This window comes from Citrobacter sp. T1.2D-1 (genome assembly GCF_950098555.1).
Classification (GTDB): Bacteria; Pseudomonadota; Gammaproteobacteria; order Enterobacterales; family Enterobacteriaceae; genus Citrobacter_A; species Citrobacter_A telavivensis.
In genome coordinates, this window is the sequence record NZ_CATNHH010000020.1 from 19312 (window position 1) to 31636 (window position 12325).

A 12325-nucleotide genomic window follows, 5' to 3' on the forward strand; every position below is an offset into this window, starting at 1 on the left:
ACGTCGTAAGCTACGCTCCCAGAAGTATCAAATCGACTGACCGATCATTAATATCTAAGGTTTTTTTATTGCATCATTCTGGTGATTTAAAGCGTTCTTTATAGGTTTTTGTATTCTTTGAATGTTTTAAATGTTCATTTTGATGCTTTTATGTTTCCATAGTATGCTTTTTCGCTGTATAATATGACCATTATGGTGATAACAAGGAAATCAAAATGATTCATATTTTTTGTGATGATGGTTCTACGAACGTAAAACTTGCGTGGTTTGAAAACGATGTTCTGAAGACATTTGTCTCTGCCAACTCATTCCGTCACGGCTGGAAAGTGGATTTTGGGGGGCAGGTATTTAACTATATGGTGGCTGGTATGAAATATACCTGGGATGCTGTCAGCCGGGACGCGGTCTCAACCACAAACGTCGAATACCAGTATGGTGATCTTAACCTGCTGGGCGTTCACCATGCATTGCTGAACAGTGGCCTGGAACCACAGGACGTCTCACTGACTGTCACGCTCCCGCTCAGTGAGTATTACGATCAGGACTGCCAGAAAAACGATGAAAATATCAGTCGCAAAAAGGCTAACCTGATGCGCGATATCACCCTTAACAAAGGTGAAACGTTTACGGTTAAAGACGTCTACGTTATGCCTGAGTCACTTCCTGCTGCGTTCTCTCGTCTTGCCGAAATTAAGCCGGGTGCCGGTGAAACGACACTTATTATCGATCTCGGAGGAACTACACTCGATGCCGGTGTGATCGTGGGGGAGTTTGAAGATATCAGCGCGATCCATGGTAACCCGTCCGTTGGCGTATCTCTTGTCACTCAGGCCGCGCAGGGGGCCCTTCGTGCAGCAGAAAGTGAAACCAGCCCACTGATTGCCGACAGGGTCATCCGTGAACGAAAAGATCGTGCATTTCTTCACAGCATCATTAATGATTCGGACAGAATTGGATATGTCACTGACAAAATAGAAGAGGCTATCGGGGCACTGGGCGCCAGAGTGGTGAGCGAACTTACCCGCTTCCGTAACGTGAACCGTGTCCTGCTTACCGGCGGCGGCGCGCCACTCATCGAGGAGTCGATTCGCCGTGCCTGGCCGCTGGCAGCAGACCGTATCGAGGTTATTAAAGAGCCTCAGCTGGCGCTGGCCCGGGAGATAGCGCTCTTCAAAAATGAGGGCTGATCGTGTCTGCAGGAAATTTCTTTCTCTATCTGAATCATGATGACCATACGGACATGCGTGCGCTGGCTACTATTGAGTCGGTATCCCGTCCGCTACGCGGTGAGTTTATTCGCACCGCATCCGTGGCCGGCGCTGTTCTTTACCGAATTGATATCCGTCTGCCGGCGATGCTGGTAGCCATGTTTGTCGGCACGATTAAGGTGTCCCAGTTTTCCGGTATCCTTGCATTACTGCGGGGGACCGGAGGGGCTAATACTTCAGGCGAGGGAGAAGCATACCCCTGGACTCCGGGCCGATACACTGGCCCGTCTCAGCGCCGCCGGTTGACCCTGCAACTGGATGACGATGCAAGCGCCAGCCTGGTGATCCCCTTGCTGGATGATGCTTCAGATCGGCAACGTATAACGCTTCTGCGCAGCCTGATGATTGCAGGCTGTGTACTTCACGAACTGGAACCACGTTTTCCGCGACTGCTTTCAAGCATGCCGGAACCACCGGTCACGCTGGATGCACTGCAGCAGCTGGCTACAGGGTTACTGAAGGAGAGCCTGATTAATATTCCTGACTCCGGGCAGAGGGAAGCATCTCAGCAAGAGGAGGGGAGAGGAACAGAGTCTCACCCCGGATCAGATACCAGTGTTGCACGTAAGAATATGAAAAAATTCTTCTGATTATGCCCGCCACTGAAGTTGCATTCAGTGGCGTAATTGAACAGGACATATGGTCAGTATCATTTCCCCGTTGTCTGTATGAGGAGAATATTTCGGACCTTTCCTTGAGCTCATATCTCTGTCAGTCCTGGCTCTTTTAATCTCTACACTGCCGTCTGGATTATATTTAACTGAATGAGTTGCCCCAGCCAGGTCTGCAAATCCAGTTCTGGCTGAGATGTATTCTTCCTGTCTTAACCTGCCCGATATCTCCATTCTCCGGATGTCTGCAAATTGTGGACCGGACACCTTAAAAAAAGCGCTCCCCTGTGCCATGCGCCTTTCTGCATATGAGTTTCCATTTCCTGCGCCAGATTAGCAGGTATCTGTCTGCCACCCGCTGCCAGTGTGCCGCGTCCGGTTGATCACGGGACGGGCGTCTTTACCGCTCAGACCTGGCGTCGTTGTTATTTTACGCCATCCCCTCGCAAGTTTAAGGAACGCCCTTCAAGCCGCTTTCGCGGCATAGCCTTGCCGCCGGAAAAGCCCGGCGGCTGCGGTATTCCACGGTCGGCGTTGACCCGTTACCGGTCACGGCGAACAGGCAGCGTGCGGCAGGGAACGGTATCGCGGTGATGCCTCCTGCCCACGCTGACTGTATAAGGAGCTTCCCATGCCGAACTGGTGTGCCAACCGCCTGATGTTCAGTGGTATTAAAGACCGTTATGCCCTCAAAACGTGGATTACCGGAGGTGAGCTGTCTTTGAACCGCCGTGCGAGAAAAGAGGGGATTCAGCTTTTCCTCGCGGGCTGCGCAGGGATACTGCGTCCCCTGACAGAGCAGGTATATCCGCCATACCCGCTACTGGTTTCCAGCGGGACGGCGGCAGATAACAGGCTTTCGACGAAGGCATACAGCGACTGGCTGACAGCGTTTATGGCCGGAGCTGAACTGGATGCGGAAACCTGCAAAAAACTGCATCAGCACTGGCTGGACAGTGATATCCGTCATTACCGCTGGTCGACCCTCAGTGACCCGGAACAGGCGGTTATCAGTCGACTTTATCAGCAGAAATCCTTTGACTGGGGAGACAGTTTCCAGCCCTCGCCGGTGAACGCATGGTGGGACAGTCTGTGCAACGGGGATGATGCTGCGCCTGCCGCTGAACCGATGGATTTCCGTGAAGTGCTGCCGGGACGTCTGGATATTGAAGTGAACGGTTTTAACGGTGGCCTGCTGACAGATATTCCGTCTTCATATGGCCATTATGTGAATCTGTACGGCTGTAAGTGGCCTGTAGGCTATGACGCTAATATCTGCTTCGAAGGGGAAAATACCCTGACGGTGGATTTCGACACACCCTGGAGTCCGGTCAGTGAAGTGGTTGTTGCAACACTCAGTCAGCTCTGTGACGGTGAAGTTGAGCACTGGTTCGCAGAGCAGGGGTGCGACTACTGCGGCTACGCGCGGTACATCAACGGCGAAACGGAGGTGTATATCACTGACGAGCTGGAATGGGACGAGACAGATCCTGACGATGAAGACAGTTTCCTCTGTGTAACCGGCCCGGACTGGATTATCAACAACGTGGCACACTTCGGCGGATGACAGGAGGCGGGCGGGATACCGCCCGAAAAGGGAATGAAAAAACGTATGACCGTAAAAGCCTTTATCACTCGTCTGTCACGTTTCCCTGATGATGCACTCTGCTGCGGGACATTCTGGCTGGCTGATGACTTCCTGGCGCTGGACAGCACTCTCACTGAAGACGATATCGACGTCGCAATGGAGCTGGCGCAGGACTGTCATGATGCGAATGACGGATTTAACTGGAGCCACCTGCAATGGGCAATCAATGAGGTGAAACGCGTATGAACACATGGCTTGCAGGGTTAAGTGTCGAGGTCGATGGCACTGAAATGATGGTGCACCACCTGATTACAGCCACAGATCTGGAACATGCGGAATCCGGCATCATGGAAATGGGACGAACCTGGTGGCCAGAGCTGAAACGGGAGGATGACCGGCATCGCTGGGAGTATCCCGGTGGCGTGGTCTGGTTCAACAGCATCACTCTCCTCGATGACGTGGAAAACAGTATCCTGCGCGGTCTGAAATTTCTTGATGCGTGGACTGTGACCGGCACACCTGATACCCCTGTACTCCGCGACGAGTGGGGGAGTGACTGGCGGGATATCACCCGCTGACAGCGACCGGGCAGAGCGGCTGCCCGGTGCTTCAGTAAACAATAATAATGATGTCGCGCTGCTCCGCATTCATGCCGCGCTTCGCGCGGGGATATCCACTGCCCGGAGCCAGTGTGCCGCGACCGGACGGACACGGGACGGGCGGTTTTTCCGCTCCTGTCCGGCGTCGTTATTATTTTACGCCATCCACTCGCAGGTTTTAGGAACGCCCTTCAAGCCGCTTTCGCGGCATATCCTCACCGTCAAAAAGACTGACGGTTGCGGTATTCCACGGTCGGCGTTGACCCGTTACCGGTCGCGGCGTACAGGCTCCGGGCAGCAGGGAACGGACGTCGTGGCGACGTCCTCCTGGGTGCCCCCTGTAACCATGAGGTATCCCTATGTCCCGTTTTATCCTGGGTAACTGCGTCGATATTATGGCTGGCTTTCCTGACCGTGCCGTTGATTTCATCCTCACCGATCCCCCGTACCTGGTCGGTTTCCGTGACCGTTCCGGCCGCAGCATTGCCGGCGACAAAACCGACGAATGGCTGCAACCTGCCTGCAATGAGATGTACCGCGTACTCAAAAAAGACGCGCTGATGGTCAGTTTCTACGGCTGGAACCGCGTCGATCGTTTTATGGCGGCGTGGAAAAATGCCGGGTTCAGTGTTGTTGGTCATCTGGTTTTCCCGAAAACCTACACATCGAAGGCCGCCTATGTGGGCTACCGCCACGAATGTGCTTACATCCTGGCAAAAGGCCGTCCGCCCCTGCCGCAAAACCCGCTGAATGACGTGATTGCGTGGAAATATTCAGGTAACCGGCATCACCCGACTGAAAAACCCGTAACCAGCCTCCAGCCGCTGATCGAGAGCTTCACACATCCGAACGCCATCGTTCTCGATCCGTTTGCCGGTTCCGGCACCACCTGCGTGGCCGCGCTCCAGGCTGGCCGCCGCTACATCGGTATCGAACTGCTGGAGCAGTACCACCGAACCGGACAGCAACGTCTGGCCGCCGTCCGGCGCGCCATGCAGTACCCGGCCGCTAACGACGAGTTCCCGGAGGCCGCGTAATGAACTATGCAGGACACGAAAAACTCCGCGCAGAAGTGGCGGAAGTCGCCAACAGCATGTGTGACCTGCGGGCGACGCTGAACGGGATGGAGCACCGCTATCGCTTTGATTCTGATGTGCTGGCCGAACGCCTGACCCGTCAGACCCTTTTTCGCATCAATGCCCTGTTTATGGCGGCATACAACGAAATTCTTGAGCTGGATGCCTGCTTTAAGGACTAAGGAGAAAAACATGTACGGAACCTGTGAAACCCTCTGCCGGTTGTTGCGTGAACAGTATCCCGCAGAAACCCCGCTGAACCTCATTGTCTGGTCCCCGGCGGATATCGAAGCGCTGGCCGACGGAATGGAATATGCCGTTTCGGAACAGGACACAAGGGCGGTACTGGTGCGTATGGACGCCATACCGGAAGAACAACAGCTTGAGTCGGGCGTGTCTGCCAGTGCGGTGATGGATCTGATTGAACAGGTGAAACAGGCCGTTCCGGCGGTAATGGTGCCGGCTGACCTGCTTGAAACCCTGCTGATAACCGCTGAACAGGCGTTGTGGCACAGGGAATGGTCCGCCCGGGATGAGAACCATCCGGTGCCGGAAAGTGTTACCCGTCGGCTGGCTGATGCGGCGAAAGTTCGCGCGTTACTGAAAAAATGAAATCAACACGCCGCCCGGGCGGCGTGTACTGAATCCGTTCAGAAGGAACCCATTATGCAGGAAACCACCACGTTAAACGCCCTTGTGATGCGCCGTGCGCGCGATTTGATTGCTGATTATGGATGGCCTGACCATACCGATGTTGATCAGCGTGATCCGGTAAATAAACCGGGATGGATAAGCATTTATGTCCGTCTGGATGCGGCAAATATTGTTCATCTGCTTCCTTTGTTTTGTTCCGGTGAAGTACCCGCAGAGCTGCAAAGTGCCATGACAAAGATAGCCGGGACGCCAGCGCAGATTATTTTATCCGGCAGCCGCTATGCCGACACGCCGCAGCTTCCGGAGGACGGAACACAGGTAGCTTTCCCCTGGGCCGGGGAATGGCTGACGGAGCCGGAGATTCAGGCTGTAACGGATTGCCTGTCCCGCGCCGTGCGGGATGTCTCCCGGCAGGTATGGGAGGATGCGCGCCGGATTCAGGCGGCGCTGACCACGCGCGGGGAAACGCTGTTTTACCGTCAGACCCGAAATTTCCGTCTGGTTGTGAAGGAAAATGATATGCCCTGCTGGCTGGACGACGATGATGATAATCTGCCAGTGGTGCTCGATGCCATTCTGAACAAAGGGGCGCACTACAGCAGCGTTGAGTTCTTTGTTATCAGTGACAAAGTGGATCAAATCCTGGCATGTGGCCAGATGTGCGATGTGCTGCGTATTCCGGGCGAGCCTCCGCGCCGGTGGATGGATTTAACCCTGTTACATGAGGTCATGGCAGAAGCGCGTGCAGAAATCAGTCTTGTCCGCAATGCCCTGTCAGCAATCCGGCCAGTGTAGCGAACAGCAGGGGGCGGCAGCCCCCTGAATCAACATTGAAGGATAAGATACCCTCTTAATTTGCAACCTTCTATTTAGGTCTAAACATGGTCGTTAACCTACAGAATCAACTCATTCTGTATAGCCGATAATACAAGGATGTCGCCGGCTCCGCTTTTATGGCGGCATCGTCCCTGCGTGACGTTGCCTTGTGGTTTTCCACTCTGTCAGTCCGGTGCCGTGTGCGGGCTGTGCCGTGCATCCATCGTAGCCGGGCTGTCGTCGATACAAGGGTTCGCTGGCGCCGCTGCGGTCACCCGGTCCTTCCTTCACGGCAGCCGCGATCTTCCGGTTGTTCGCCCGCTCAGATTTCACGGTCTCACCCTCCAGCTCCCGTCTGCCGTGCGCGTCAGGCTGCGGCTTCCCTGTCGCCCTGGTATCTCCGACCGATCGCCCGTCTGTTATGGATGCACGGCACCGCCCGGTGTCGCAGACCATGTGATTACGGAGGTTTACCATGCAGCATGCAGCCCATCAGCACACCCTGAACGTCGAAGAATCCGATCGTCTTTCCTTCCTGCCGTATATGTTTGGCAATGATTTTATGCTGGCTGAATTACAGGTGTACGCGCTGGCGAAACAGTGGATGCCTGAATACAGCGGCGGTTTCTGGCATTTTATCCGTCTGCCGGAAGGCGGCGGTTACATGATGCCCGATTGTGGTCGGGTACATATGATCAACAGTGAAAACTGGTTTGATCGCACCGTCAGCGCTGACGCGGCAGGGATCATTCTGACCTCGCTCGCGATTAACCGCCGTTGCTGGACGCATCACGACTGCGGCCATGCCGCGCTGACCCGCCTGTACATGCTGCGTGATACCCAGCTCTGGAATCACATTACCTTTCACCCTGAATGCAACGCCATTTATGCCGCGCTCGACTGATTAACCGACGGGGTGGCGATGCCGCCCCGCTGTAACTGTCATTCATTTAGAGGAACCCGCAATGTACGGAACTGTCAGCGATATCTGCTGTAATTTACTGAAAGTCTTTGAGAATAAAGAAAAAATTGCCGTGATTATCTGGAATGAAGAAGATGTGCGGGAAGTGGGTGCGGCTTTTAATCCGACTGTTCCCGACACGCAGGCGGTTCTGCGCGCCATCGGGGACGCGGACAGCGATGCACTCTGGCGTGACGGTATTGGCCGGAACTTTGTTGAAGGAGAACTGCGATGGCTGGCCGCGCTGCGGCCACCCCGTCAGATTGCCATTCCTGAAGATGCGCTGCGCACACTTCTTCCCCTGATGGAAGCCGGAATGAATATCCCGCGTTATCAGACGCAGGACAGGATCGCCGAAGAAGAGGCCGCGCTGGATACGCTGCGATACCTGCTCTCCACTGATACCTCGGCGCATAACCTGACCGGAGGAAACCAGCCATGAAGATCAGACCCGAAACACGCGAAATTCTTCGCCAGTACCAGGCGCTGATTAATGCCCGCCGTCGTGATGCAGGCCAGCGGGAACTGACGACCGCGCAGGTGGTGGATGAAATCTGCGAATATATGACCTGTCAGTGTGCCGTGTACATTGGCGGTCATTTCATCTTGCAGGGCGGGAAAGGGCAGTAAATATGAGGGCAGGCGGGGGAGGCCGCCTGTCAGCCCGCGCGTAAAACCCGTGCAGGCTTACGCCTGCGGGGAAGGACCAGAGCAGCGCTTCGCGCCGCTCTGTGTCCTTTCCCCCTCTGATTCATATGGCGTACACTTACAGCAGGTTTCCATTTCTGTCTGAGGATGTGATGTCCGGATTTAATCTCGCCGCAAAATCCAGAGAAGAACAGGATAAGGTCGCAGTGGACCTGGTGGCGTCAGGTGTGGCGTATAAAGAACGTATGGCTATGCCGGTTGTCGCTGAACTGGTGGTCAGGGAACAGCCTGAACATCTGAGAGAGTATTTTTGGGCGCGGCTGCACCATTACCGTCTGCTCAGTGAGCGGCTGCCGGATAAAAATTCCCCGGAATATGCAAAAAATGATGATGAGGTTAAAAAATAGCGCTGTTTCCGATGAGGGTTACCTGTCTCCGCCCGGATGTTATTCATGCCGGTTGACAGGTTTGTCTGGCCAGTGTGTGGTGTTTTCTGCCTGTCGGTGATAATACGCTTCCTGTTCCTGTTCCTGTTCCTGTTCCTGCTTATGATTATGCTCCCTGTCTGGTTTCGCTGACGCCGGGCGACTTCCCTGTCGGGAATCGGGGCTGTCATGCTCCGCACCGAGCCAGCTGCGCTGTCTCTGCCCGGCCCCTCCGGGGCAGCGGGTTTCCATCCCACTGTCGCAACGTCAACACCGGGCTTGCAGCGCCCGTTCCGGCCGCGCCGCCCCTGGCGCGCCGTGGCCTGCGCTTCCGGCACCCCGGCGGTAAAGCTGCCGGGGTGTAAGGCGCAACGCCGTTTCGCGTGCCGCGCTCCGTCGTTGCGGCGGGCCCCTGCTCATTGCCGTACCTGGTGCCGTTCCCCCGTTTAAGTCCCTGTCGCCGGGGCTGAGACAAGCACAACCCGCCTGGCTGTCCAGGGGCGGCACAGCCTTTCGCGATAAATTTTTTCCGGCCATTCCGCAGGCTTCATTAGACCGTAAAAAATTGACCGCTCACCCCGGACATCTGCACCGGGCCGTGCTCGTTTACGCCCTTGCGGCGAAGGTTCTCAAACGGGTGAAGGTCATACCAGAGGGAATACAGCAGCAGGTTCCCGCGAAACATCAACACCGCGGCTCCCGAAACTCAACGGGTGATGTTCTTTAAAAATCAGGAGGAAAGACAATGCAGGCTCAGGCGATGCGGACGTATCAGATTGCGTTTACCGGACGTGATGCGAAAGGCGTTTTACCCATGTTTACCCGTGTACAGGCCATGACCGGAAAAGGCGCAGTGAGGGCGTTTATTGAACGTTACAGACCCGTCAGCGGCTGGCTTTTAGGCGACCCCGAAGACATTACCGACAAAATGCAGAAGGAGGCAGAAGGGGCGGGCAGCAACCCGCAGACATGAAAAAAGCAGGGTAATCCCTGCTTTCTCCACGCCGTAAAAATCGCTCTAACGGTTCTTACGGCTCCATTAACTACCAGAAGGAGTTAACTATTATGACCGTTTCTATTGTTTCACCTTCCGCAGAGGCTGTAAAGCCCCGCCGACATAAGCGCATCAGTCGCGCCGAGCTTTCCGTGTCAGAGATTGACCCGGCGTTAAAGGCATTCGGGCGGCATATTGCCAGGAGTATCCGCAAGGGGCGCGGCGTTCACATTCCCGCGATGAAAAACGCCGCTATCGGGCAGGTGCTCCGCACCCTTGAACTGAAACGCGCATTTAACTGATGAGGTGAGCCGCCCCGCGAGGGGCGGCAACCACAGGAAGGAGAAAAAACCATGACACAATCCACCGCACTGGCACTGACTGCCGACATGACCCCGCCGCCAGCGTCCGAAGACAGCCCCGCGCAGTCGTACCGGGCGACGTACTCCCCGGATGACAACAAATTACGCCTTTATGCCGCGTTACGCCTCGATGATGAGAGTTATCAGAAGATCCACGCCGTGGGTTTTCGCTGGGCACCAAAACAGGGGTTGTTTGTCGCGCCCGCCTGGACGCCAGCCCGTGAGGATATGCTTCTGTCCCTTGCCGGAGACATTGAAGACGACGACAACACCCTGTTTGAGCGTCAGGAGCAACGCGCCGACCGTTTCAGCGTCTACAGCGACAAACGCGCCGGAGAGTCAGAACAGGAACTCGTACATGTGGATGTGCTGGCGTCGGCTATTCCGGCTGGTCAACCGATCCTGGTCGGCCATCACAGCGAGCGACGCGCACGCCTGGATGCGCAGCGCATCGAGAACGGTATGAAACGCGCCGTGATGCTGTTTGAACGTGCGGAATACTGGGCGGAACGGGCACAGGCATCCCTGCGTCATGCGAAGTATAAAGAGCGCCCTGATGTGCGTTATCGCCGTATTAAAAAGATTGAGGCGGATCTGCGCAAATCCGAAAAGGCCATTGCACAGTCGCAGAAATATCTGACGATGTGGCAGGCGGAGACGCTGGATCTGAAAATGGCGCAGCTTATCAGTAATTACGACCACATAACTGCCTGTTTCACGCTCGATAAGTACCCGCGTCCGCCGGAAAAAAACCAGTACGAAGGCCGGATGTCCCTGCATTCGGCACTTGATAACGGGATTATCACCTTTGAACAGGCCCGCGATATTGCGGTTCGCTGTCACAAGCGTTCGATCCGCCATCAGCAGCGCTGGGCTAATCATTACCTGAACCGCCTGGCGTATGAGCGGGCCATGCTGGACGAAAGCGGCGGAGTGGTCACCCGTACGCAGGAGTTTGAGCTGGGCGGGCAGGTTCAGAGCCGGGGTGAGTGGCTGACCATCATCCGCATCAATAAAAGCAACGGCGCGGTCAGTTCGGTTGTCACCCCGTCTTACCGCTTTATGGGCTACAAAGGGACAATGACGCTGACGCCCGATCGTATCACCGACTATAAAGCCCCGACCACCGAAGAGGCCATCGCTGCGAAACAGGCCGCAAAACGTCCGCCGATCGTCAACTATCCGGGTGAGGGTTTCCGGGAGATGACAAAGGCCGAATGGGCTAAAACCCCGGCAGATTATAAGGCCGTCCGGGGTGTGGCGGAAAATGATGAGCATGGCGCGTACCGGTTCCGCCGCATCATGACCGGCGGTTATACGCTCGATACGGTGTACATCACCGACATGAAAACCGTCGAAATTCCGAAAAAATAACCGTCAGACTCCCCGGCATTGCGCCGGGGAGATAAGGGCTATTCATATGCATAGTGAACTCAAAGACCGCATTCAGGCGATGCAGGTCAGACTCGACGGGCGCACTCCCGTTACCGAAATCCGGGCCAGCTCACAGCTTTTCGTCACCCCCGATCCGGTCTGTCGTCAGCTGGTCGATCTGGCGGATATTACGGATTCAGACCGGATACTGGAGCCGGAGGCGGGGACGGGGGCTATTTTACGGGCCATCCGGGAGGCAGCACCACTGGCGCGGTGTGACGCCGTGGAGCTTAACGCGGCGTTAGCCGGGCATCTGCGGGCGGCATTTCCGGGCGTGACTGTCTGGTGCCGGGATTTTCTGGACTGGCAGCCGGAAACCCGCTACAGCAAAATTCTGATGAATCCGCCGTTCAGCCATGCGCAGGATATCCGGCATATACAGCACGCTTTAACGCTGCTCGACTCCGGCGGGGCACTGGCGGCGATTTGCCCCGACGGGCCACGCCAGCAGAAGATACTCCGCCCCCTGTCGGATGTCTGGGAACCGCTGCCGCGTGGCACGTTCACGTATACCGCTGTTTCAACCGTTCTGCTCAGAATACAAAACTGACGGGGCTGTAACCCAGGCGGGGAGAGGATCCCCGTCCTGAACCACCACAAAAGGCCGCGCGCCTGCGGCGCTGAAGGGGGCCGCGCTTCGCGCCGCCGCCCTCTGTCCGCGTCTGTTCATGTTATCCGCCGTGTTTTGTCAGCGTACCGGTGTATTCCTGCCCTGACATATCTCTCTGTCCGTGAATATGGACAGGAATGTCATGCTGATGAGTAAGCGTTAAGTGAGCGCCGTATTGACGGCTATTTATTGGTGAGATCTACGTTCCATGGCAGCAGTTCGGCCACTTTGTTGATGGGCCACTCCGGCAATACGCTCAGGATATGGCGAAGGTAACCC

Annotated in this window: 18 protein-coding genes and 1 pseudogene; 17 read left to right on the forward strand and 2 right to left on the reverse strand. The window is 55.8% G+C overall.

Translation table 11 applies throughout. The annotated features are described in order from the left end of the window. Positions 1–218: 218 nt before the first annotated feature. The 13 genes and pseudogenes from parM to QQZ17_RS15645 all read left to right on the forward strand — a co-directional run bounded on the left by parM (position 219) and on the right by QQZ17_RS15645 (position 8628). Positions 219–1187: a plasmid segregation protein ParM domain-containing protein gene (parM, locus tag QQZ17_RS15585; protein WP_182115640.1), complete on the forward strand. Its 969-nt coding sequence runs from the start codon at positions 219–221 to the stop codon at positions 1185–1187. A 2-nt stretch (positions 1188–1189) separates the two neighbouring features. Continuing rightward, positions 1190–1858 carry a plasmid partitioning/stability family protein gene (locus QQZ17_RS15590; protein WP_152400170.1) on the forward strand — a complete coding sequence of 223 codons (669 nt, stop codon included), beginning with the start codon at positions 1190–1192 and terminating at the stop codon, positions 1856–1858. A gap of 652 nt (positions 1859–2510) precedes the next feature. Continuing rightward, entirely contained in the window at positions 2511–3446 is a 936-nt protein-coding gene (locus tag QQZ17_RS15595; RefSeq protein WP_048242119.1) for a DUF1281 domain-containing protein, read from the forward strand. A 33-nt stretch (positions 3447–3479) separates the two neighbouring features. Further along, positions 3480–3713: pseudogene (locus QQZ17_RS15600) on the forward strand (hypothetical protein); the annotation flags it as partial. Continuing rightward, complete coding sequence (locus tag QQZ17_RS15605; RefSeq protein ID WP_048242117.1) at positions 3710–4045, forward strand: hypothetical protein; 336 nt, start codon at positions 3710–3712, stop codon at positions 4043–4045. The pseudogene QQZ17_RS15600 and the gene QQZ17_RS15605, both read left to right, overlap by 4 nt. Before the next feature lie 380 nt (positions 4046–4425). Further along, complete coding sequence (locus QQZ17_RS15610) at positions 4426–5103, forward strand: DNA methylase (RefSeq protein ID WP_048242115.1); 678 nt, start codon at positions 4426–4428, stop codon at positions 5101–5103. Further along, positions 5103–5324 (forward strand): hypothetical protein, encoded by a 222-nt coding sequence (locus tag QQZ17_RS15615; protein ID WP_023972437.1) that lies wholly within the window; start codon positions 5103–5105, stop codon positions 5322–5324. Before QQZ17_RS15610 ends, QQZ17_RS15615 begins: the two co-directional genes overlap by 1 nt. A gap of 10 nt (positions 5325–5334) precedes the next feature. After that, a complete protein-coding gene (locus tag QQZ17_RS15620; RefSeq protein WP_048242113.1) occupies positions 5335–5754 on the forward strand; it encodes a DUF1380 family protein in 420 nt (139 codons plus the stop codon). Positions 5755–5808: 54 nt separating this feature from the next. After that, positions 5809–6591 carry a hypothetical protein gene (locus QQZ17_RS15625; protein WP_048242111.1) on the forward strand — a complete coding sequence of 261 codons (783 nt, stop codon included), beginning with the start codon at positions 5809–5811 and terminating at the stop codon, positions 6589–6591. A gap of 496 nt (positions 6592–7087) precedes the next feature. Then, positions 7088–7516 (forward strand): antirestriction protein, encoded by a 429-nt coding sequence (locus QQZ17_RS15630; RefSeq protein ID WP_048242109.1) that lies wholly within the window; start codon positions 7088–7090, stop codon positions 7514–7516. Positions 7517–7577: 61 nt separating this feature from the next. Further along, positions 7578–8015: a DUF1380 family protein gene (locus QQZ17_RS15635; RefSeq protein ID WP_082145998.1), complete on the forward strand. Its 438-nt coding sequence runs from the start codon at positions 7578–7580 to the stop codon at positions 8013–8015. Then, a complete protein-coding gene (locus tag QQZ17_RS15640) occupies positions 8012–8203 on the forward strand; it encodes a hypothetical protein (RefSeq protein WP_048242107.1) in 192 nt (63 codons plus the stop codon). The genes QQZ17_RS15635 and QQZ17_RS15640 overlap by 4 nt, the downstream gene beginning before the upstream one ends. 170 nt (positions 8204–8373) lie before the next feature. Beyond that, entirely contained in the window at positions 8374–8628 is a 255-nt protein-coding gene (locus QQZ17_RS15645; protein WP_048242105.1) for a DNA polymerase III subunit theta, read from the forward strand. 39 nt (positions 8629–8667) lie between these two features. Here the strand turns inward: QQZ17_RS15645 and QQZ17_RS15650 are convergent, their stop codons facing one another. Continuing rightward, a complete protein-coding gene (locus tag QQZ17_RS15650; protein WP_187696671.1) occupies positions 8668–8898 on the reverse strand; it encodes a hypothetical protein in 231 nt (76 codons plus the stop codon). A 493-nt stretch (positions 8899–9391) separates the two neighbouring features. On the opposite strand from QQZ17_RS15650, the gene QQZ17_RS15660 reads away from it, so the two are divergent. The 4 genes from QQZ17_RS15660 to QQZ17_RS15675 all read left to right on the forward strand — a co-directional run bounded on the left by QQZ17_RS15660 (position 9392) and on the right by QQZ17_RS15675 (position 11986). After that, positions 9392–9619, forward strand: a complete 228-nt coding sequence (locus QQZ17_RS15660) for a hypothetical protein (RefSeq protein WP_048242101.1) — start codon at positions 9392–9394, stop codon at positions 9617–9619. Between the two features lie 92 nt (positions 9620–9711). Next, entirely contained in the window at positions 9712–9942 is a 231-nt protein-coding gene (locus QQZ17_RS15665; RefSeq protein WP_048242099.1) for a hypothetical protein, read from the forward strand. 87 nt (positions 9943–10029) lie between these two features. Further along, on the forward strand, positions 10030–11376 hold the full coding sequence (locus QQZ17_RS15670) for a DUF3560 domain-containing protein (RefSeq protein ID WP_187696672.1): 1347 nt from the start codon (positions 10030–10032) through the stop codon (positions 11374–11376). A gap of 46 nt (positions 11377–11422) precedes the next feature. Beyond that, a complete protein-coding gene (locus tag QQZ17_RS15675; RefSeq protein WP_048242096.1) occupies positions 11423–11986 on the forward strand; it encodes a methyltransferase in 564 nt (187 codons plus the stop codon). A 242-nt stretch (positions 11987–12228) separates the two neighbouring features. Here the strand turns inward: QQZ17_RS15675 and QQZ17_RS15680 are convergent. Then, positions 12229–12325 (reverse strand): transposase domain-containing protein (locus QQZ17_RS15680; RefSeq protein ID WP_164881532.1); only part of this gene is annotated, 97 nt, incomplete at its 5' end.

Excerpts from the sequence above, each read along its gene's own strand:
- QQZ17_RS15595 (WP_048242119.1), top strand. The coding sequence starts at position 2,511 with ATGCCGAACTGGTGTGCCAACCGCCTGATGTTCAGTGGTATTAAAGAC.
- QQZ17_RS15605 (WP_048242117.1), top strand. The coding sequence starts at position 3,710 with ATGAACACATGGCTTGCAGGGTTAAGTGTCGAGGTCGATGGCACTGAA.
- QQZ17_RS15610 (WP_048242115.1), top strand. The coding sequence starts at position 4,426 with ATGTCCCGTTTTATCCTGGGTAACTGCGTCGATATTATGGCTGGCTTT.
- QQZ17_RS15615 (WP_023972437.1), top strand. The coding sequence starts at position 5,103 with ATGAACTATGCAGGACACGAAAAACTCCGCGCAGAAGTGGCGGAAGTC.
- QQZ17_RS15620 (WP_048242113.1), top strand. The coding sequence starts at position 5,335 with ATGTACGGAACCTGTGAAACCCTCTGCCGGTTGTTGCGTGAACAGTAT.
- QQZ17_RS15625 (WP_048242111.1), top strand. The coding sequence starts at position 5,809 with ATGCAGGAAACCACCACGTTAAACGCCCTTGTGATGCGCCGTGCGCGC.
- QQZ17_RS15630 (WP_048242109.1), top strand. The coding sequence starts at position 7,088 with ATGCAGCATGCAGCCCATCAGCACACCCTGAACGTCGAAGAATCCGAT.
- QQZ17_RS15635 (WP_082145998.1), top strand. The coding sequence starts at position 7,578 with ATGTACGGAACTGTCAGCGATATCTGCTGTAATTTACTGAAAGTCTTT.
- QQZ17_RS15640 (WP_048242107.1), top strand. The coding sequence starts at position 8,012 with ATGAAGATCAGACCCGAAACACGCGAAATTCTTCGCCAGTACCAGGCG.
- QQZ17_RS15645 (WP_048242105.1), top strand. The coding sequence starts at position 8,374 with ATGTCCGGATTTAATCTCGCCGCAAAATCCAGAGAAGAACAGGATAAG.
- QQZ17_RS15650 (WP_187696671.1), bottom strand. The coding sequence starts at position 8,898 with ATGGAAACCCGCTGCCCCGGAGGGGCCGGGCAGAGACAGCGCAGCTGG.
- QQZ17_RS15660 (WP_048242101.1), top strand. The coding sequence starts at position 9,392 with ATGCAGGCTCAGGCGATGCGGACGTATCAGATTGCGTTTACCGGACGT.
- QQZ17_RS15665 (WP_048242099.1), top strand. The coding sequence starts at position 9,712 with ATGACCGTTTCTATTGTTTCACCTTCCGCAGAGGCTGTAAAGCCCCGC.
- QQZ17_RS15670 (WP_187696672.1), top strand. The coding sequence starts at position 10,030 with ATGACCCCGCCGCCAGCGTCCGAAGACAGCCCCGCGCAGTCGTACCGG.
- QQZ17_RS15675 (WP_048242096.1), top strand. The coding sequence starts at position 11,423 with ATGCATAGTGAACTCAAAGACCGCATTCAGGCGATGCAGGTCAGACTC.